Below are 19,007 nucleotides of genomic sequence, written 5' to 3' on the forward strand. Positions count from 1 at the left end.
GAAATTACAGAATTGTTTGACCTGTTTTTTCCCAATCTTTCATAAAGGCATCCAATCCTTTATCTGTTAATGGGTGGTTATACAGAGCACGCAATGCTTTTGGTGGAAGAGTGCCAACATCAGCACCCATTTTAGCGGCTTCAATCACGTGACCCGGGCCACGAATAGAGGCAACTAATACTTCTGTTTTGAAATCGTAATTTGCATAAATCTGGCAAACATCTGCAATCAAATCCATGCCATCAAGACCGATATCATCTAAACGACCAACAAATGGTGAAATATACGCAGCACCTGCTTTTGCCGCCAATAATGCTTGCCCAGCAGAGAAGCATAATGTCACATTCACCGGAATGCCTTCGTCAGACAGAACTTTACATGTTTTCAAGCCATCTGCTGTTAATGGTACTTTAACAGCGATATTATCAGCTAGTTTAGCTAGTTTTAGGCCTTCTTTCAGCATTGTTTCATGGTCAAGTGCAACTGTTTCTGCACTTACCGGACCGTCAACAACAGCTGCAATTTCTTGGATAACTTCTAAGAAATCACGACCGGATTGCGCGATCAAAGATGGATTTGTTGTTACGCCGTCAACCAAGCCTGTGCTGTTAAGGTCTTTGATTTCGTCGATATCTGCGGTGTCTACGAAGAATTTCATTTATCTCTTCCGTTAAAAAAAGGGTGGAGGGAGCTCGCCTCATATGATTAATTCTGTCCGAATCGCTCTAGTCTGCCTAGTCTTAAATTGTAAAACTTTCGCAACAACCAGAAGAAACCAGTTTTATGGCCCCATCGGATCAATATTCACAGGACCTTTTCGCCAAAGATGACCCCTTCGTCAAGGGGGCAGAGAAAACACGGGTAAAAGTTCTTATGCCGCTGCCTTTGGCTGGAACATATGATTATGGCGTACCTGAAGGTATGGATGTTTCGCCGGGTGATTTTGTGAAAGTGCCGCTTGGTCCAAGAAAAGTGATTGGCGTTATATGGGGATATGCAGATGAAAGTGATGTTGCGGCTTCAAAATTAAAAGATGTAGATAGTGTTCTTCGGATTGGACGTTTACCGGAAGCCAACCGGAAATTTGTAGATTGGATGGCGGCTTATTGTTTGGCAGCTCCGGGGGCTGTCTTGCGTATGGCTATGTCTGTGCCTGCCGTCTTTGAACCGCAAAAACCAAAATATCTTCTGACCGCGAAAGAGGGTGAGATTTCCATAAAAATGACGGCAGCTCGCCAACGGGTGCTGGATGTCGTGCGTGAATTTCCCCCCATGTCATCGGCAGATATCGCACGAGAGGCAGGAGTGTCCGCATCTGTTGTAAAAGGATTGATGACGGCTGATGCGCTGGATGCAGTTATGATTCCTGTCGGTGGATTATGGCCGGAACCTCATCCTGATAGTAAAGGTTTCAAACTGTCGGAGGCACAAAAAAATGCTGCAGATCATATTTGTAAGGAAGTAAAGAAGCATAAATTTGCGGTGTCTTTATTAGACGGTGTGACTGGGTCCGGTAAAACAGAAGTTTATTTTGAGGCAATTGCCGAAACGTTACGTCAGAATAAACAAGTACTCATTCTGTTACCAGAAATTGCTTTATCTGCACAATGGCTATCCCGATTTGAGGCCCGTTTTGGTGTGCGTCCGGGTGAATGGCATTCTGATGTGGGCGGAAGTAAAAAACGTGATTGTTGGCAAGCAATTGCTGCGGGTCGGTTGAAAGTCGTTGTTGGCGCACGCTCTGCTTTGCATCTTCCATTTGCTGATCTTGGCTTGATAATCGTGGATGAGGAACATGAAGCATCTTTCAAGCAAGAAGATGGCGTGATCTATCATGCGAGGGACATGGCGATCGTACGGGGGCAGATCACAAATTGTCCCGTGGTATTAGCCTCTGCGACGCCCTCCATGGAAACGACAATTAATGTATCACAAGGGCGTTTTGATCATTTGATTCTGCCTGAACGACATGGGCAGGCAGTTTTACCGGAAGTGACCTTAATTGATCTGTTAAAAGATAAGCCGGGACGACAGCAATGGATATCCCCACCACTGGCAGATGCGGTTAAAGAAACGCTCGACAAAGGTGAGCAAGTCTTGTTGTTCTTGAACCGTCGAGGATATGCACCTCTTACGCTTTGCAATACCTGTGGGCATCGTTTGCAATGTCCCAATTGTACGGCATGGTTGGTGGAACATCGCTTTTCAAATCGTCTTGAATGTCATCATTGTGGATATCAGGCGCCTATGCCTACAGAATGTCCGGAATGTAATGATCAGCATAGTTTTCGGGCTTGCGGTCCGGGGGTGGAGCGTTTGGCGGAAGAAGTATCAAATTTATTACCTGATGCTCGTGTAGAAGTTGTGACCTCTGATACTTTATATGGACCTGTAGCGGCTTCAGCATTTGTGGACCGGGTGACCTCGCATGAAACCAATGTGATTATTGGTACGCAGATTGTGGCAAAGGGATATCACTTTCCGGATTTAACACTTGTGGGAGTGATTGATGCGGATTTGGGGTTAAGTGGGGGGGACCTTCGTGCCTCAGAAAGATGTTTCCAACTCTTGCATCAGGTGGCAGGGCGTGCGGGGCGTTCTGATCGTCCAGGGCGCGTGATGATTCAGACCAGTAATGTAAAAGAACCTGTGATGGCCGCACTTGCAAATGGGGATCGCGATGGTTTTATGGCTGCAGAGGCAGAACAAAGGGAAGCAGCTGAAATGCCACCTTATGGTCGCTTGGCCGCTTTAATTATCTCTGGCCCTGATCCAGATATGGTCAACGCGGTCAGTAAGCGTCTTGCGCAATCCGCCCCATTTGGTGATGGCATAATTGTTTTGGGGCCAACCCCTGCTCCTTTGGCAGTTTTGAGGGGTAAGCATCGTCGTCGTATGTTGTTGAAAGTGGGGAAAAATATTTCCGTCCAGAAATTGTTAAAGCCTTGGTTGAATGCTCAGAAAATCCCTTCATCCGTGCGGGTTCAGGTTGATATTGACCCCTATAGTTTCTTTTAGGCTTATTGCGAAGCAGCTTCGATCAATTGGGCGGCGATCATTTTTGCGGTATTGGCGGCGTCGTCAGATTTGGAGACTTGCGCAGTAACAGTGGCGCCCTCGATTAAGAGTACAAGTTTATCTGCTAAAGCCTCTGGCGTTTTAAGGTTTGCTTCAAGGCAAATTTCGTAAAGATAGTCACGCTTCAGTTTTTTGGATTGTTGGCAAATGTTACGAATCTGACTGGTATCTTCTGAATATTCAGCGATCACATTTACAAATGTGCAACCAAAAAAATCCTTTTGATTGAACCAGTCTTTTGTGGCATCGAAAGCGGCAAGTAATTTTTCTTTTGGATCTTCTGAAGATCTATCGACGATTCGCATGAAATTGTTTCGAGATACCGCATCCCCATATTGGAGAACAGCTGCAATCAAATCGTCTTTAGTTCGAAAATGCGCATAGAGGGTTTTCTTTGAAATTCCAGCTTTTTCCATAATCAAATTAACACCCGTATTATGGAACCCATATTCATTAAATAAGGGAAGTGCGCTTTCAATAATATGTTGTCGTTTCGAATTTTGCATAATTTAATATAAACAGATTGGTTTATTTTGTATAGGGAAAATAAGGGTTTTATACTTACTCACGTTTATGTGATCTTTTGTGAGTATTCAAAAATAAAAAAACATGATTATGTATCTTCAAGGAAACAGATCGGTTTACTTTGATTTGTTCCACGATATAACCCTTCAGGAGATAGATTATGTTAAAGTTTGTTAAGAAAATTGCTTTGTTTGTTGGATTGGCAGTATCCGTTGCTGCATTTGGTAAGGCTGCTGTAGCAGAAACAAGTGTTGTTGGTGCATCAGGTTATGACCTTGTATCTTACCATCAAGATGGTGGCCCGGTTCGCGGCAATGGTAACTTCACATTTAACCACAATGGCACAGACTATTTATTCAGCAGCAAAGAGAATGCGGATCAGTTTGCAGCTGCACCGGAAAAATATCTTCCAGCTTATGGTGGTTACTGCGCATATGGTGTGAAATTCGGTAAGAAATTCATCGCAGATCCAGAAGCATGGAAAGTAGTTGATGGTACATTATACTTAAACTTGGATGAAAAAGTACAAGCTCTTTGGGTGAAAGACATCCCAACATACATCAATGAAGCAAATGCTGAGTGGGTAAGCATCGAAAACACACCAGCATCTGAACTATAATATTAGCACAGATATCTGTGACCCAACTTAAGGGGAGTCTTTAGGACTCCCCTTCTTTGTATTTGCGGGCGATTACTCTGAAGGCGCCTTTCTGGGAAAGATTACTGATTGCTTCAAAAAGCTTGGCTGTGATCTCTTTGGGAAGACCTTCGCGGGAAATCATCAGATGCATTGGGGTGGATTGAAGAATGACCCCTGTATCTATGATTTGATTTTCCTTATCAGTTTGTTTGGCGTGGTAGTTAAAAACGGCGCGCTCTTCGATTGTGCCATCAATGCGATCATTGGCTAGCTTTAATACATTTAAAGCCGGCGTGTTTGCATATTCTATCTGGCCTCGTATAGCGGGGTCATTAAAGTCATGAATTTCGCCATATAAATAACCGCTTACGAGACCTAATTTGAGTTTTGAATCTAAAAAACTGTGAAAAGAACTCGTCTTTAACCCATCCCGAATGAATAGGCCTCTTTCTGCAAATCGATAGGCGGGAGAAAAGTATACGAATTCTTGCCTTTCAAGATTCATCAGGGCGGATGTTGCAATATGAATGCGCCCGGACCTTAATTCCTGTAAAATACGTTTCCATGGGCGTGACACCCATTTAATTTTACAGCCTGTTTCTTGTCCAAGAGCTTCCAGGATGTCAAAATCGTATCCGCCCTCAAGTGGCCCATCTGGGGCTATTAGAAAGGGCGGGTAATGTTCATAACCAACGACAATATCCGTTTCACAAGCACTTTGGGCATATGTGGGGGATGTTACATGAAAAAAACAGGAAAAAAGAATCGTCGCACTAAATTTGGGTCTGCGACATATTCTAAAAGTAGCTTCTTTAAGTTGGCGAAGTTTTCTCATGCTGGTCAGAGTAGTGCTTTTTGAGTTTTTCAGCAAGAAAAACAGGGCTTCTGGTCGGGCTGGATTTAGAACGATTCTATCCAAAATGGGGTTTTGAAACAGCTATTGTCGCTTTTTTTAAATTTTAATCCTATACGTCTATACAAGTGTGAGTCGCCTGTGGTTACTGGCTTTAAGATGCATTCGCATCTGTTAACAAAAGGCGGGGTAAGGAATTTATGGGAAATTTACAGGGGACTCATATTGCAAGGGTAGGTTCGCTGTGCTAAACGAAAGCCGCTTGTAAGAAAAGGTTTGGGCTCGGAAGCAATTTCGGGTCACTAACTGTGCAAGCATTAACTTATGTTTTCATAGTGTTGGAAGAGGGGTCTCGCAACCGTGGCAGCCTCAAGTAGTATTAAAGAGATTGCCGGTCGTTATGCGACCGCATTGTTTGAGTTGGCTGAAGATGCGAAAGCATTGGATGTCGTGGCGGAGGATCTTCGTCACATTCAAGCAGGTCTCAATGAGAGTGATGATCTGGCCGCAGTATTACGCAGCCCGGTCATGAGCCGAGAAGATCAAGGTAAAGCCATGAGCGCCGTTTTGGACAAAATGGGTGCCAATGATCTAACTAAAAAATTCGTGGGTTATGTTGCTGCAAACCGTCGTTTGTTTGCAATGGAAGCCATGATCACTGCATACCTGGAAGCCTTGGCGACAAGCCGTGGTGAGGTAACCGCAGAGGTGGTATCTGCCAAGTCAATGACTAAGACACGTTTGAGTGCTATTGAAAAAGCAATCAAAGCTGCTGTCGGTGGTAAGGTAGCCATCAATCATTCTGTGAACCCGGATCTCATCGGTGGGCTAACTGTTAAAGTTGGTTCCCGCATGATTGATGCATCCGTGAGCACGCAGTTGTCTAAACTCAAGCTTGCAATGAAGGGAGCTTAGGGATGGAACTCCGCGCGGCGGAAATTTCCGCGATCCTTAAAGACCAGATTGCTAATTTCGGCGCAGAAGCCGACGTAGCAGAAGTAGGTCAAGTGATCTCAGTGGGTGACGGTGTTGCCCGTGTACATGGTCTGGACAATGTTCAGGCTGGTGAGATGGTAGAATTCCCAGGTGGAATTAAGGGTATGGCCCTTAACTTGGAAACCGATAATGTCGGTGTCGTGATCTTTGGTTCCGACCGTGACATTAAAGAAGGTGACACAGTTAAGCGTACCGGTGCTATCGTGGACGTACCAACAGGCCGTGGTCTGCTTGGTCGTGTTGTTGACGGTTTGGGTAACCCAATCGACGGCAAAGGTCCAATCGAAGGCGCTGAGCGTAGCCTTGTTGAAGTAAAAGCACCTGGTATTATTCCACGTAAATCTGTACATGAGCCAGTACAATCCGGTATTAAAGCGCTAGACGCATTGGTACCAGTTGGCCGTGGTCAGCGTGAATTGATCATTGGTGACCGTCAAACAGGTAAAACAGCCGTTGCAATCGATGCAATCTTGAACCAAAAGAAAATCAACGATGGCGATGACGAGTCCAAGAAATTGTACTGCGTTTACGTTGCTGTTGGTCAAAAACGTTCTACAGTTGCACAGGTTGTGAAGACTTTGGAAGCTATGGGCGCTATGGAATATTCCGTAGTTGTTGCTGCGACAGCATCTGATCCTGCTCCATTACAGTTCTTGGCACCTTATACAGGTTCTGCGATTGGTGAATACTTCCGTGATAACGGTATGCATTCCTTGATCATCCATGATGACCTATCCAAGCAAGCTGTTGCTTATCGTCAAATGTCCTTGTTGTTACGCCGTCCTCCGGGTCGTGAAGCGTATCCAGGTGACGTATTCTACTTGCATAGCCGTTTGTTGGAACGCGCTTGTAAATTGAACGAAGATAACGGTTCCGGTTCCATGACTGCTTTGCCAGTTATTGAAACAATGGGTAACGACGTATCTGCGTTTATTCCTACAAACGTTATTTCCATTACCGATGGTCAGATCTTCCTAGAGACAGATTTGTTCAACAAAGGTATTCGTCCGGCGATTAACGTTGGTCTATCCGTATCTCGTGTAGGTTCTGCAGCTCAAACCAAAGCAATGAAAAAAGTTGCTGGTTCCATTAAGGGTGAGTTGGCTCAGTATCGTGAGATGGAGGCGTTCTCTCAGTTCGCATCCGATCTTGACGCTGCGACACAGAAACTATTGGCACGTGGTGCACGTTTGACCGAGTTGTTGAAGCAGCCTCAGTTCTCTCCACTAACAGTGGCTGAACAGGTTCTTTCAATTTACGCTGGTACAAAAGGCTACATTGACGACATCGCCGTTTCTGACGTTGGTCGTTTTGAAGCCAAGTTGCTTGAACATGCTAATAACGAACATGCGGACTTGATGAATGAAATCAACTCCACAGGTTTGTTGTCTGATGAGTCTGAAGAAAAAATGAAGGCTTTATTGGACGCATTCGCTAAAACTTTCGCTTAATTAAGCGAAAGGGTTGATTTTAACCTAGGAACCAAAGGACAGGTAAAATGCCAAGTCTAAAGGATCTCAGAAACAGTATTGCCAGTGCGCAATCTACGCGGCGTATTACGTCTGCCATGAAAATGGTAGCGGCCGCGAAGTTGCGCAAAGCGCAGTCCGCAGCTGAAGCTGCTCGGCCTTATGCTGAGAAGATGGAAGCTATGTTGGGCTCGTTGGCATCTGGAGCTGTGGCATCTAATGCCCCGAAATTGCTCGCTGGGACCGGTAAGTCTGACACGCATCTTATTGTTGTTGTGTCTTCTGACCGTGGTCTTTGCGGTGGTTTCAACGCAAATTTGGTTCGCGATGTTCGTGTAAAAGTAAATGCACTTCAAGCTGAAGGCAAAACTGTAAAGCTTATGACAATTGGCCGTAAGGCTTCTGGTCAGCTTCGCAGTGACTTGGGTTCTTTATTCGTAGAAACCTACGATGAATTATCCAAGCCAGAGCCTAGCTTTGAAGGTGCTGATACTGTTGTCCGTAAAATTACAAATATGTTTGATAATGACGAATTTGACGTTTGTACTATCTACTACAACAAATTTGTAAATGCTTTGACACAAGAGGTTACACCTCTTCAACTTATCCCGTTTGCACCTGCTGATACAGCAGGCGCAGATGAGGCAACAGATGGTGCTGCTCCTTATGAGTATGAACCAAATGAAGGGGCTATCCTTTCTGCCTTGTTGCCTAAAAACCTGTCTGTACAGGTTTTCCGCACCATGTTGGAAAGCTTTGCTGCTGAGCAAGCTGCCCGTATGACTGCGATGGATAACGCGACAAGCAACGCAGGCGACATGATCGACTCGTTAACCATTACCTACAACCGTTCGCGCCAAGCTCAGATCACAAGTGAGTTGATCGAGATTATCTCTGGTGCGGAAGCATTGTAAGCCGGAAGGAATAGTTACAATGGCAACAAAAAATGTTGGTAAAATTACGCAGGTACTCGGCGCTGTTGTCGACGTGCAGTTTGATGGCGAATTGCCACCAATTTTGAACGCCCTGCATACCGAAAACACTGGTAAAACTCTTGTGCTAGAATGTGCTCAGCATTTGGGTGAGAACACAGTTCGTACCATTGCTATGGATGCGACTGAAGGTTTAGTACGTGGCCAGGAAGTTGTTGATACTGCTGACAGCATCAACGTTCCAGTTGGTCCAGAAGTACTTGGCCGTATCATGAACGTGGTTGGTGAGCCAATCGACGAACGTGGTCCAGTTGAAAACAAAAAAACATACCCAATTCACCGTGAAGCTCCTGAATATGTAGAGCAAGCGACTGAAACAGAACAGTTGGTAACTGGTATTAAGGTTATTGACTTGCTTACCCCATATCCAAAAGGTGGTAAGATTGGTCTGTTCGGTGGTGCTGGTGTTGGTAAAACAGTGACAATTATGGAGCTGATCAACAACATCGCTAAAGGTCACGGTGGTTACTCTGTATTCGCGGGCGTTGGTGAACGTACTCGTGAAGGTAACGACTTGTATCACGAGATGATCGAATCCGGCGTTATCAACTTGGATGGTGAATCCAAATGTGCGCTTGTATACGGTCAGATGAACGAGCCTCCAGGGGCGCGTGCGCGTGTTGCTTTGACAGGTTTGACACAGGCGGAATACTTCCGTGATGAAGAAGGCCAGGATGTATTGTTCTTCGTAGACAACATCTTCCGCTTCACACAGGCTGGTTCTGAGGTGTCTGCGTTGTTGGGTCGTATTCCTTCTGCGGTGGGTTATCAGCCTACATTGTCCACAGATATGGGCGCGATGCAGGAACGTATTACATCCACAAAGAAGGGTTCCATTACATCTGTACAGGCCGTTTACGTACCTGCCGATGACTTGACTGACCCTGCACCTGCTACAACCTTCTCTCACTTGGACGCGACAACCGTATTGAACCGTTCTATTGCTGAGATGGCGATTTTCCCAGCTGTGGATCCATTGGATTCTACATCCCGTATTTTGGAACCAAAAACAGTTGGTGAAGAACATTACACTGTAGCACGTCGTGTACAGCAAACACTTCAGCACTATAAAGGTCTACAAGAGATCATCGCGATCTTGGGTATGGACGAATTGTCCGAGGAAGATAAATTGGTTGTTGCGCGTGCGCGTAAAATCCAACGCTTCTTGTCCCAACCTTTCCACGTAGCGGAAGTATTTACTGGTTCACCTGGTAAATTCGTTGATTTGGCGGACACAATTAAAGGCTTTAAAGGCATTGTGGACGGTGAATATGATGATCTTCCAGAAGCAGCATTCTACATGGTTGGTAACATCGATGAAGTTATCGAAAAAGCCAAGAAACTTGCTGCAGACGCTGCATAAGACGCTGATTTAAGGAGAAGGGCCAATGGCTGAAACAGTCAAATTAGATCTGGTATCCCCTGAGAAACTTCTGATGTCCAAAGATGTCGAAATGGCAATCTTACCGGCAGCAGAAGGTGACATGGGTGTGTTACCTGGCCATTCTCCGGTAATCTCTACAGTACGTCCGGGCACAATTGCTGTGTTCAATGGTAATGCTGTGGAAGAGCGTATTTTTGTAGCGGGTGGTTTCGTTGAAGTGAACGAAGAAGGCTGTATTATTCTTGCTGAAACAGCGATCCCTGTATCCGAATTGGATGCAGCAGTTGTTCAAACAGAAGTAAACAATCTTCGCGACGACGTGAACGCCGCTAAGGATGACGCAGAAAAAGCTGACGCGGAAGCTGCTTTGGCAATTGCCGAAGCAAAGCTTGAAGCTGTTCAAGCACCTGCATATTCCTAATATGCGCTTATAGATTGCCGGAAGGCGTCTAAAAAGTTTTAAAGAAACGCCTGTAGATTTTTTCTACGGGCGTTTTTTTATGCGTAATATATTGTTTTATCAGTGTTAGCGAGGTACCTAAGAAGCTTGCGAAAATTTCGGAGTTTCTTAATGTCTTTTCTGGCAAATCCTACCTCATCCATTCTTGTTTTCGGCGCCATGCATATGGATAAGCTGGCCCATTGTATTCGCCCCTTTATGGCGGGTGTTTCCAATCCGGTGAAAAGTGAATTTGCGGTTGGCGGTGTGGGCTTTAATATTGCACGTAATCTAAAACAGCGTCGTTTGAATATAGGGATGGTGTCTTGCGTTGGGGAAGACCCAGATGGGCGCTATGTAAAGAAAAGCGCAGAAGAATGGTCGATCAATATTCATCTTGTACAAGTATCCAAAAGAAAACCGACCGCAACCTATACCGCCATCCTGAATAATGACGGAGAGCTGGCGGCCGGCCTGTCTGAGATGGATATTTATGACTTGCTAAGCGTAGAGCGTTTAGAGCCATACCTGAAAGATTTCTATCGCTATCCCTATTGGGTGATTGATGCGAATTTACCTGCAGAGACGATTGAATGGCTCGGCAAGCATAAAGGCGACAGTAAAATCCTTGCTGCACCTGTCTCCGTGGTAAAGGCGGAACGTTGGCAGCTTGCCTTGGAAAATGCAGATGTCTGGATTGGGAACGGGACTGAGGCAACCGTGTTATCAGGTGTGCTCGTAAATGATGCGGAATCTGCACAAATTGCGGCAGATAAACTTATTACCATGGGGCCGAAACTGGCCGTGATTACATTGGCTGCGGATGGCGTCGTTGTTTCATCCGAAAAGACAAGGGGGCACTGGTTTATTCCACCGACAGAGGTAAAAGATGTGAATGGGGCTGGGGATTCATTCTTTGCGGGTTTCACTGCGGCCCTTTCTAAAGGTTTTGGCGTTGAGAAGGCTGCATCGATGGGAATTTCGGTGGCAAGCTTAACAACTGAAAATGATGGTCCGGTTATTAAAGATTTAAGTGATGAGATGATTGAAGCACGTATGCGTCAATTGCCTGATCCGGTTATTCTATAACAAGCTATTTTATAATTTATATTTGGGAAGAATTTAATGAACGAATTTCTAGAGATTTCCGCGGAAGTAAAATCTGCACTTGATGCAGGTAAGGCTGTGGTGGCACTTGAATCCACAATTATTACGCATGGCTTGCCTTGGCCACAAAATAAGGAAATTGCTTTGGATTTGGAAACTGCCATTCGTGAAGAAGGCGCTGTTCCCGCAACGATTGGTATCATTGAAGGTAAAATGATTGTTGGTCTTTCCGAAACGCAAGTGACTGACATGGCGCAAATGAAAGATGTGGTAAAAGCCAGCCGTCGCGATCTTGCAACGGTTTGTGCGTTGAAACAAAATGGTTCCACAACTGTGGCTGCGACTATGATTATCGCCGCGATGGCTGGTATCCGCCTTTTTGCAACTGGTGGTATTGGCGGCGTTCACCGCGGCGCAGAAAGTGATTTTGATATTTCTGCCGATTTGACCGAATTTGCCAAAACACCAATTTGTGTCGTTTGTGCAGGCGCTAAATCTATTTTGGACTTACCTAAAACTCTTGAATTCTTGGAAACGCAAGGCGTGCCGTTGGTTGGATTTAATACCAAGGATTTTCCTGCCTTCCATTCTCGTGAATCCGGTTTAACCTTGGATGCATCTGTTGCCAATGCGGATGAGGCTGCCGCCATGTTAAAGGCACGTGATCATTTGGCGCTTGGCGGTGGTGAAGTGATTGCCAACCCAATCCCGGAAGCGGATGCTATTGCCAAAGATGTGGTGGATCAATGGGTTTCAAAAGCACTTGCTATGGCAGCAGAGCAAGGGGTGACGGGTAAGGCGGTGACACCATTCTTACTGGCCCAATTAGCGGATATCTCTGATGGCGAAAGTATCAAAGCAAATCTTGCCTTAATCCTGAATAACGCACGGGTAGCCTCACGTATTGCTATCGCCTATAGTAAAGGTTGATAAGGATTTAAAGTTTAACAGGGGGATTTCATGTCAAAGAAACTGGCGGTTTTTAGTCATCATCGATCTGGCACCCATTTTTTGATGAAATCCCTTTCGTTAAATTCGCAATATATTGATGATCCGGAATTATCTTTGGATGTGAATCTGGGATTTGATCTATGGAATCCGAATGATTTCACAGATTTAATTTTGCAACTCCGTGATAAACCAATCTTGAATATTGCTAAATGTCATTACGAGGTGGATTTCATTGCGCCTCTTATTGATAAATTTTTAGACGACTTTCATCTTATTTACATTGTCCGTAGACCAGAAGATGTATTGAAATCTTACTTTGATTTTTCCAGTCAACTTTTTTGGAAAGAAGCCCCAAAAACTACAAATGTGAATGAGTTTGTGAAAGCAGTTCCCATCGGATCATGTTTGCGATGGCAGCATCGACAATATGACACAATGACACATCGATGGGTTGGACATGTGCAGGGATGGTTAGAAATTACCTCCGTACGATCAAATATTATTTTGATAACTTATGACGATTTGAAAGATCGATATCAAGAAACGATGACCTATCTTGTCGATAGGCTTGGTTGGAAGAAACCACAGGATTTTGTCTTGCCGCCATCATCAGGCATCTTGCCGGGGCAAGGTGGATCTCATATTGATAGTTATGAGACTGAAACGTTGAAATGGGTGAAATCCCTAACGTCTTCTGTTTATGATGAGGCGGTTAAGCTCTCTCGATTTTAGGACAGTTTTCTAAACTGCAAGGGTGTTATGCCGGTTTTCTCTTTAAATCGTGTGGACATATGTGCTTGACTGCTGAACCCGCATTTTAGGGCGATTTCAGATAAGGCTAGTTCGCTTTCTCCAAGTAACTCTTTCACCTTTGCAACACGACGAGAAAGTACATATTGATGCGGGGCTTCATTCATACTGGTTTTGAACATGCGTGCAAAATGAAAGCTGCTCAAATTCACCTCCCCGGCAAGATCATCAATTGTAATATTTTGCTCAAGAGAGGCTTCCACGTAATCTTTCACCTGCTTTAAGAGGTAAGGGGCCAATCCACCTTTGATTGGCGAGATGGCTGCTTGTCTGTTTGTATAGTGCCGCATCAAATGTTGGATCATAAGCTGGCTTGCATTTGAGATACTCATCTGATCGGCAGCGCTATCCCAGTTCAATGGGGTAATAACATCACGGCAAAGATTTTGAATGAGAGGGTCTGTATCATAAGTTAGATCTTTGAGTTCCACCAAACGGCTATCTAGATCAAAATTTTCTTCAATGATTTTATTGAAGTAATCCTCTTTGAAATAGAGATGAATGAAGTGAAATTTGGACTCAATACTCCATTCCGATGTAATGCCAGCAGGCATCAAGCAAATGGCCCCGGGATAACCATGATCTGTTGTGCGATAAGGTGAATAGTGGCGTCGCGTACCTTTACCACCCCTTAAATAGAAGCTTAATGTGTGGTGATTTGGTTTTTCATAAACTGCGTATCCGCCCGCATTTTCCCATGACGCCATAGAGAAGCCTTGCCCTAGATCGACGGATCGAGGGGAGTAAGCGCCTACTTTCTGTAGGGCCTGGAATATGTCGGCTTCTTCAGGTCTCATAATAGGGTCTTTATAATATCTCCCCACTTACTTGGGAAGGATCGTGAAAGATAAAACAGCAAGAATATATAAAAACCACAATAACGAAGAAGATTTGCTAGGGGGATGAGCTTAGTAAAACTCCGTAACTTGGAGAAAATAAAAATGAATGCTGTTTTATATCTTTCTACGATCCTTATTTGGGGCACCACATGGTTAGCCATTGCCTTTCAGATTGGAGAGGTCTCCGTTGAGGTCTCCGTTTTTTATCGGTTTGCTTTAGCCGCAATTTGTCAGATCACTGTATTGATATTGCTTAAGAAATTGAACTGGGTTCCGTTCAGACAGCATGGATGGATGATGATCCAGGGCTTATTACTATTTTGTGTGAACTTCCTGTTTTTCTACAATGCGACAAAATATATCCCAAGCGGTTTTGTCAGTGTGGTTTTTTCAATGGCGACAATTTTCAATTTGCTAAATGGTTTGGTTTTCCTAAGGCGTATGCCACCCATGCAATCAGCGTTTGGCGCCTTGATTGGTGTTTGCGGGATTATTATGATTTTCTGGCCTGACCTAACTACAGGCGATTGGCGGGGGGATCGAATTATTGGGTTGGCGCTCGCAACTGCCGGTACATTCTGTTTTTCTTTGGGGAATTTAGTCTCTCAACATCAGCAGAAACAGGGACGTAATGTTCTGACTGCCAATAGTTATGCGCTAGTTTATGGCAGTTCGGCTTTATTGGCCTGGTGTATGGTGAACGGATATGAATTCAATCTTGAATTCACAGGAAAATATCTGGGAAGTTTGTTCTATCTGGCAACCATTGGAACGATAGTTGGGTTTGGTTGCTATTTAGCATTAGTTGGAAGAATTGGGCCTGATCGGGCCGCCTATTGCACCGTGCTTTTCCCTATTGTTGCACTAACTCTTTCCACTATTTTTGAAGGATATGAATGGACGGCATTAAGTATTTCCGGTGTGGTGATTACTTTGTTAGGGAATCTTATTGTTTTCTCGAAATTCAGAGTGATTTCGTCACAACTCGTCAAAACATGAAAAATGCGCGGGGATTTTGTCTCCGCGCGATTTTTTTAGGCCCGATCAATTCGACAACTAAAACAGCCATTTGTCGCTGAACGTATATGAAGATAGCTAACATCTTCATTACTTAAAATTTCTTTGGCATAATTTTCAATCTCTGACGGCGGTATAATTTTTCCAGTACCATAGAAGATACTGTCATCTTCTTTATAACCTTTCACCAGATAAGATTCTCTTTTCAGAAACATTTCGGGTGTTGCGCTTGTTTCAGGATAGCGAGTGCAGGCATGTTTATGCAGGAATATCGGGCCTGTTTCTGTGAAGGGTTGATCTTTTTCAAAAGGCTTATAGGCCAGTAAGAAAAACTCTTCCCCTTCTTCGATATCCTGTTGGCAGTGACGGCATGGGAGGCCTGATCCGTCAGAAATGCCTGATTGTGGTTTTTGACCATATGCATCTAGACCGCCATTCCAGTAATGTTCCGCATCTTTGGTTGGCATGGATGTAAATTGAATATTAGCCATTTTGAAATTCCCTCATCATTTGTCGTGGAGAGAATTTAGGGGAAATATATTCTTCTCCCCACCCGTTTCTTGGTAGCAGATAAAAAAACGCCTATCAAAATTGATAGGCGTGTAAAGTAGGGTCGGTGCGGTACCTAAAACCGAGGGAGATACTGTCAACCGACCAACCGGTTGAATTGAGTTCGTATGCTCGGTAATTCAAACAAACTCCAGTAATGCGTTCTGAGAGGCTTATGGAATTGGAAGGGCCAATCTGACAAAGCCCTTCCGCCCCCTCCCAGATGCACAGTTTCTCTTAGTGGAACTGTGCAGTTTCAGTAGATTCACCCATCGCAGTGGTAGAGCTTTCACCTTGGGCTGTCGCATTGTTCACGGCATCGAAGTAGCTTGTGCCAACTTCATGTTGGTGGCGTGTTGCTGTGAAGCCATTGGCTTCTGCAGCAAATTCTGCTTGTTGCAATTCAGAATATCCAGCCATACCACGATCGTTATAAGCGCGTGCCAATTCAAATGTCGCGTAGTTCAAGCTGTGGAAGCCTGCCAAAGTGATGAACTGGAATTTGTAACCCATTGCACCAATTTCACGTTGGAATTTCTCCATTGTTGCAACATCCAGATGTTTCGCCCAGTTAAAGGATGGAGAACAGTTATATGCCAACATTTGATCCGGATATTCTTTGCGGATTGCTTCGGCAAATTTCTTCGCTTGATCCAAATCTGGTGTAGAAGTTTCCATCCATAACAAGTCCGCATATGGTGCATAAGCAAGGCCACGTGCAATGCCCATATCCATACCACCTGTAATGCGATAGAAGCCATCCGCTGTACGTTCGCCAGTTAGGAATTCATGATCGCGTTCGTCAATATCGGAGGTGATCAATCGTGCCGATTCTGCATCTGTACGTGCCATAATGATGGTTGGTGTACCCATTACATCAGCTGCAAGACGTGCGGAGTTTAAGTTACGAACCGCTTGCTGTGTTGGCAGAAGAACTTTACCACCTAGGTGACCACATTTTTTCTCAGAAGCAAGCTGATCTTCGAAATGCACACCAGCTGCACCAGCTTTGATCATTGCTTTCATAAGTTCAAATACGTTTAACGGACCACCAAAACCTGCTTCTGCATCTGCCACGATAGGTGCAAACCAGTCTATATCTGTTGTCGGTTCACCATTTAGGCGCTCCATTGTCTGGATTTGATCCTGACGTTGGAAGGCTGAATTGATGCGCTCAACCACCTGTGGAACAGAAGATACAGGATATAAAGATTGATCCGGATACATGTTGCCAGAATTATTTGCATCCGCAGCTACTTGCCAGCCAGATAGGTAGATAGCTTTTAATCCCGCGCGGATATGTTGTGTTGCTTGGCAACCTGTATAAGCACCCAATGTGTTTACATATGGTGTTTCTGTGATCAGTTTCCAAAGTTTTTGGGCGCCCATCTCAGCCAGAGTATGTCGGATTTGAACAGAACCACGAAGTTTGCGTACATCATCCATTGAATAATCACGACGTGTTGTTGCCCAACGATCTGGTGCATAATCCGGTGCAGGGAAGTTTTCACCTTTACCTTCGTCGCCATTCCAGTTGAATTCGATACCTAGATTGTCAGTCATTTTCTTGATCCTTTTCAATCTTTACAATTAAAATTTACAAAATTTGTTTAAATGAAACTTATTTTCTATGCCCTGTTTGAAAGCCTTAAAACTCGCTTCATTCCTTGTTGAGTATTTGATAGCGCATAGCTGTGATTGAATTCAACGCTTTCTAACATTACAAAATTTAACAGGTTTTTTGTTGATAATTTACAAAATGTAAATTATGTAAATTATAGTAGAAAAATTTGTAATATTTGATGGGGCCAGTTATGGCGAAGCAAGCATCATCCCTTAAAGGGGGTGGGAATCCTAAACTCGGCGCAAAAATCCGACGGCTTCGCCGAGATCATGGGAAGACGCAAGCTCAACTAGCAGAACAGCTTGGCGTTTCGGCTAGCTATTTGAATTTGATTGAACATAACCATCGTAAAGTCACGGTGGATATGTTGTTGCGCCTTTCTGAAATCTTTGATCTGGAGATGAAGGATCTAGCTGAGGGAGATGAAAGCCAGCTGCTGGCAGATGTTATGGCTGTGCTAGGGGATGACTTGTTTGAAGAGCTGGATTTAACCAATACGGATGTAAGAGACTTTGTGTCTACCTCCCCACAAGTGGCTAAGGCAATGTTGCTTGTTCATGATGCCTTACGATCCACTGTAGATGATGCACGAGATTTGGCGTTTCGATTAGCAGAAGATGACGACGAAGATGGTGTGATAGGTATTTCCAGTGGACAGGCAGCTCCTGCGGATTTGGTTTCTGACTTTATGCAGGAAAGTAACAACTTCTATCCAGATTTGGAGGATGAGGCAGATCGTATACGACGTGAAATAGGGATTTTGGGGGCGATCACATTTGATACGTTAATCAATTATATGAAAACCGCATTGGATGTGAGTGTGGTTCTTTCAGATCAATATGTAGAGTTTCAACGTAGATATGATCCAGCCACCAAGCAGTTGATTTTATCGCCGCGTGTTGATGTGCATAGTCGCAAATTTCAGATTGCCCATCAGATAGCGTTACTGTCTGCGGGACCTGTTATTGATATGTTGTTGATGGAGGGGCGCGTTAAAGAAGGTGAAGCAAGAAATCTGGGTCGCGTCGCATTAGCCAATTATTTAGCAGCAGCCCTGTTAATGCCATATGATGAGTTTTTAAATGCTGCACGGCAATTTCGATACGATATAGAATTGCTGCAGCATCGATACAACGTGAGTTTTGAGCAAGTTTGCCAACGTTTAACCAGTCTTAATAATCCGGATAATAAAGGAATTCCTTTGCATTTTCTTCGGGTAGATATCGCCGGTAATATTTCGAAACGCTTCACTTTATCTGGTTTACCTATCCCGCGCCATGGAGGCGCGTGCTCTCGCTGGAATGTTTATTCTGCCTTCATGAGTCCTGATATTGTTCAGGCACAAGTGAGTTATTTACCGGATGGTGCAGGTTTCTTTTGTATAGCACGTAGTATCCGTAAAGGCGCGATTGGATATGGGGCACAACAAAGTGTGTTTTCCATCGGTTTGGGCTGTAGTTTAATACACGCCCATGAAATGGTCTATGCGGATGGTCTTGATCTTGTGAATAGGGAGGCTGGGGGACAAATAGGCGTGCAATGCAAAATTTGTGATCGTATGGATTGCGGCCAGCGTGCATTTCCGCCAATTCATCAACGTTTCCGTGTGGATGAAAATGCAAGAGGAATGTCACCTTATGCCTATGCGGGATGGCCTCATACACATAATGACCCAGGTGGTACCCGTTAAATTATTTATTAGTTTTTTGTGAAGTACGTAAAAATATCATGGAT

At 44.4% G+C, this 19,007-nt stretch carries 18 protein-coding genes; 12 read left to right on the forward strand and 6 right to left on the reverse strand.

Annotated elements, in window-relative coordinates; genetic code table 11:
- Positions 1 to 4 precede the first annotated feature (4 nt).
- Entirely contained in the window at positions 5 to 658 is a 654-nt protein-coding gene (gene fsa / locus ACOQOA_RS12845; RefSeq protein ID WP_155155148.1) for a fructose-6-phosphate aldolase, read from the reverse strand.
- 125 nt (positions 659 to 783) lie between these two features.
- Between fsa and ACOQOA_RS12850 the strand changes: the two genes are divergently transcribed.
- Entirely contained in the window at positions 784 to 3,018 is a 2,235-nt protein-coding gene (locus tag ACOQOA_RS12850) for a primosomal protein N' (protein WP_420549020.1), read from the forward strand.
- 2 nt (positions 3,019 to 3,020) lie between these two features.
- On the opposite strand, the gene ACOQOA_RS12855 is transcribed toward ACOQOA_RS12850, so the two are convergent.
- The gene (locus tag ACOQOA_RS12855) at positions 3,021 to 3,584 is read right to left on the reverse strand and encodes a TetR/AcrR family transcriptional regulator (RefSeq protein ID WP_420549021.1); all 564 of its coding nucleotides are present in this window, start codon (positions 3,582 to 3,584) and stop codon (positions 3,021 to 3,023) included.
- A gap of 179 nt (positions 3,585 to 3,763) precedes the next feature.
- Here ACOQOA_RS12855 and ACOQOA_RS12860 point away from each other — a divergent pair, with 179 nt between their 5' ends.
- Positions 3,764 to 4,222 carry a YHS domain-containing (seleno)protein gene (locus ACOQOA_RS12860; protein WP_155153725.1) on the forward strand — a complete coding sequence of 153 codons (459 nt, stop codon included), beginning with the start codon at positions 3,764 to 3,766 and terminating at the stop codon, positions 4,220 to 4,222.
- Between the two features lie 40 nt (positions 4,223 to 4,262).
- Here the strand turns inward: ACOQOA_RS12860 and ACOQOA_RS12865 are convergent, their stop codons facing one another.
- Positions 4,263 to 5,078: a substrate-binding periplasmic protein gene (locus ACOQOA_RS12865; RefSeq protein ID WP_420549022.1), complete on the reverse strand. Its 816-nt coding sequence runs from the start codon at positions 5,076 to 5,078 to the stop codon at positions 4,263 to 4,265.
- 378 nt (positions 5,079 to 5,456) lie between these two features.
- On the opposite strand from ACOQOA_RS12865, the gene ACOQOA_RS12870 reads away from it, so the two are divergent.
- The 8 genes from ACOQOA_RS12870 (at position 5,457) to ACOQOA_RS12905 (ending at position 13,166) form a co-directional block, all read left to right on the forward strand.
- Positions 5,457 to 6,011, forward strand: a complete 555-nt coding sequence (locus tag ACOQOA_RS12870; protein WP_420549023.1) for a F0F1 ATP synthase subunit delta — start codon at positions 5,457 to 5,459, stop codon at positions 6,009 to 6,011.
- Positions 6,012 to 6,013: 2 nt separating this feature from the next.
- Positions 6,014 to 7,543 carry a F0F1 ATP synthase subunit alpha gene (gene atpA, locus ACOQOA_RS12875; RefSeq protein WP_420549024.1) on the forward strand — a complete coding sequence of 510 codons (1,530 nt, stop codon included), beginning with the start codon at positions 6,014 to 6,016 and terminating at the stop codon, positions 7,541 to 7,543.
- Between the two features lie 47 nt (positions 7,544 to 7,590).
- Positions 7,591 to 8,475 carry a F0F1 ATP synthase subunit gamma gene (locus ACOQOA_RS12880; RefSeq protein ID WP_420549025.1) on the forward strand — a complete coding sequence of 295 codons (885 nt, stop codon included), beginning with the start codon at positions 7,591 to 7,593 and terminating at the stop codon, positions 8,473 to 8,475.
- Between the two features lie 19 nt (positions 8,476 to 8,494).
- Positions 8,495 to 9,916, forward strand: coding sequence for a F0F1 ATP synthase subunit beta (atpD, locus tag ACOQOA_RS12885; protein WP_420549026.1), 1,422 nt, complete (start codon positions 8,495 to 8,497; stop codon positions 9,914 to 9,916).
- A gap of 25 nt (positions 9,917 to 9,941) precedes the next feature.
- A complete protein-coding gene (atpC, locus tag ACOQOA_RS12890) occupies positions 9,942 to 10,358 on the forward strand; it encodes an ATP synthase F1 subunit epsilon (RefSeq protein ID WP_420549027.1) in 417 nt (138 codons plus the stop codon).
- 150 nt (positions 10,359 to 10,508) lie between these two features.
- Positions 10,509 to 11,465, forward strand: coding sequence for a carbohydrate kinase family protein (locus ACOQOA_RS12895; RefSeq protein WP_420549028.1), 957 nt, complete (start codon positions 10,509 to 10,511; stop codon positions 11,463 to 11,465).
- 36 nt (positions 11,466 to 11,501) lie between these two features.
- A complete protein-coding gene (locus ACOQOA_RS12900; protein ID WP_420549029.1) occupies positions 11,502 to 12,413 on the forward strand; it encodes a pseudouridine-5'-phosphate glycosidase in 912 nt (303 codons plus the stop codon).
- A gap of 30 nt (positions 12,414 to 12,443) precedes the next feature.
- On the forward strand, positions 12,444 to 13,166 hold the full coding sequence (locus ACOQOA_RS12905) for a sulfotransferase domain-containing protein (protein ID WP_420549030.1): 723 nt from the start codon (positions 12,444 to 12,446) through the stop codon (positions 13,164 to 13,166).
- On the opposite strand, the gene ACOQOA_RS12910 is transcribed toward ACOQOA_RS12905, so the two are convergent.
- A complete protein-coding gene (locus ACOQOA_RS12910; protein ID WP_420549031.1) occupies positions 13,163 to 14,041 on the reverse strand; it encodes a helix-turn-helix domain-containing protein in 879 nt (292 codons plus the stop codon). The two genes, ACOQOA_RS12905 and ACOQOA_RS12910, sit on opposite strands and share 4 nt — an antisense overlap.
- Before the next feature lie 144 nt (positions 14,042 to 14,185).
- Here ACOQOA_RS12910 and ACOQOA_RS12915 point away from each other — a divergent pair, with 144 nt between their 5' ends.
- Positions 14,186 to 15,082, forward strand: a complete 897-nt coding sequence (locus ACOQOA_RS12915; RefSeq protein WP_420549032.1) for a DMT family transporter — start codon at positions 14,186 to 14,188, stop codon at positions 15,080 to 15,082.
- Positions 15,083 to 15,117: 35 nt separating this feature from the next.
- Here the strand turns inward: ACOQOA_RS12915 and ACOQOA_RS12920 are convergent, their stop codons facing one another.
- The gene (locus ACOQOA_RS12920) at positions 15,118 to 15,591 is read right to left on the reverse strand and encodes a DUF1203 domain-containing protein (protein ID WP_420549033.1); all 474 of its coding nucleotides are present in this window, start codon (positions 15,589 to 15,591) and stop codon (positions 15,118 to 15,120) included.
- 295 nt (positions 15,592 to 15,886) lie between these two features.
- Positions 15,887 to 17,212: an isocitrate lyase gene (aceA, locus tag ACOQOA_RS12925; protein WP_155153714.1), complete on the reverse strand. Its 1,326-nt coding sequence runs from the start codon at positions 17,210 to 17,212 to the stop codon at positions 15,887 to 15,889.
- A 251-nt stretch (positions 17,213 to 17,463) separates the two neighbouring features.
- Here aceA and ACOQOA_RS12930 point away from each other — a divergent pair, with 251 nt between their 5' ends.
- On the forward strand, positions 17,464 to 18,963 hold the full coding sequence (locus ACOQOA_RS12930; protein WP_420549034.1) for a helix-turn-helix domain-containing protein: 1,500 nt from the start codon (positions 17,464 to 17,466) through the stop codon (positions 18,961 to 18,963).
- Positions 18,964 to 19,007 lie beyond the last annotated feature (44 nt).

This window comes from Curvivirga sp., assembly GCF_965219885.1.
GTDB lineage: Bacteria > Pseudomonadota > Alphaproteobacteria > UBA8366 > Aestuariispiraceae > Curvivirga.

Excerpts from the sequence above, each read along its gene's own strand:
- ACOQOA_RS12900 (WP_420549029.1), top strand. The coding sequence starts at position 11,502 with ATGAACGAATTTCTAGAGATTTCCGCGGAAGTAAAATCTGCACTTGAT.
- ACOQOA_RS12860 (WP_155153725.1), top strand. The coding sequence starts at position 3,764 with ATGTTAAAGTTTGTTAAGAAAATTGCTTTGTTTGTTGGATTGGCAGTA.
- ACOQOA_RS12905 (WP_420549030.1), top strand. The coding sequence starts at position 12,444 with ATGTCAAAGAAACTGGCGGTTTTTAGTCATCATCGATCTGGCACCCAT.
- ACOQOA_RS12865 (WP_420549022.1), bottom strand. The coding sequence starts at position 5,078 with ATGAGAAAACTTCGCCAACTTAAAGAAGCTACTTTTAGAATATGTCGC.
- ACOQOA_RS12850 (WP_420549020.1), top strand. The coding sequence starts at position 784 with ATGGCCCCATCGGATCAATATTCACAGGACCTTTTCGCCAAAGATGAC.
- ACOQOA_RS12920 (WP_420549033.1), bottom strand. The coding sequence starts at position 15,591 with ATGGCTAATATTCAATTTACATCCATGCCAACCAAAGATGCGGAACAT.
- atpD (WP_420549026.1), top strand. The coding sequence starts at position 8,495 with ATGGCAACAAAAAATGTTGGTAAAATTACGCAGGTACTCGGCGCTGTT.
- ACOQOA_RS12910 (WP_420549031.1), bottom strand. The coding sequence starts at position 14,041 with ATGAGACCTGAAGAAGCCGACATATTCCAGGCCCTACAGAAAGTAGGC.
- atpC (WP_420549027.1), top strand. The coding sequence starts at position 9,942 with ATGGCTGAAACAGTCAAATTAGATCTGGTATCCCCTGAGAAACTTCTG.
- ACOQOA_RS12855 (WP_420549021.1), bottom strand. The coding sequence starts at position 3,584 with ATGCAAAATTCGAAACGACAACATATTATTGAAAGCGCACTTCCCTTA.
- atpA (WP_420549024.1), top strand. The coding sequence starts at position 6,014 with ATGGAACTCCGCGCGGCGGAAATTTCCGCGATCCTTAAAGACCAGATT.
- ACOQOA_RS12915 (WP_420549032.1), top strand. The coding sequence starts at position 14,186 with ATGAATGCTGTTTTATATCTTTCTACGATCCTTATTTGGGGCACCACA.
- fsa (WP_155155148.1), bottom strand. The coding sequence starts at position 658 with ATGAAATTCTTCGTAGACACCGCAGATATCGACGAAATCAAAGACCTT.
- ACOQOA_RS12880 (WP_420549025.1), top strand. The coding sequence starts at position 7,591 with ATGCCAAGTCTAAAGGATCTCAGAAACAGTATTGCCAGTGCGCAATCT.
- ACOQOA_RS12895 (WP_420549028.1), top strand. The coding sequence starts at position 10,509 with ATGTCTTTTCTGGCAAATCCTACCTCATCCATTCTTGTTTTCGGCGCC.
- aceA (WP_155153714.1), bottom strand. The coding sequence starts at position 17,212 with ATGACTGACAATCTAGGTATCGAATTCAACTGGAATGGCGACGAAGGT.
- ACOQOA_RS12930 (WP_420549034.1), top strand. The coding sequence starts at position 17,464 with ATGGCGAAGCAAGCATCATCCCTTAAAGGGGGTGGGAATCCTAAACTC.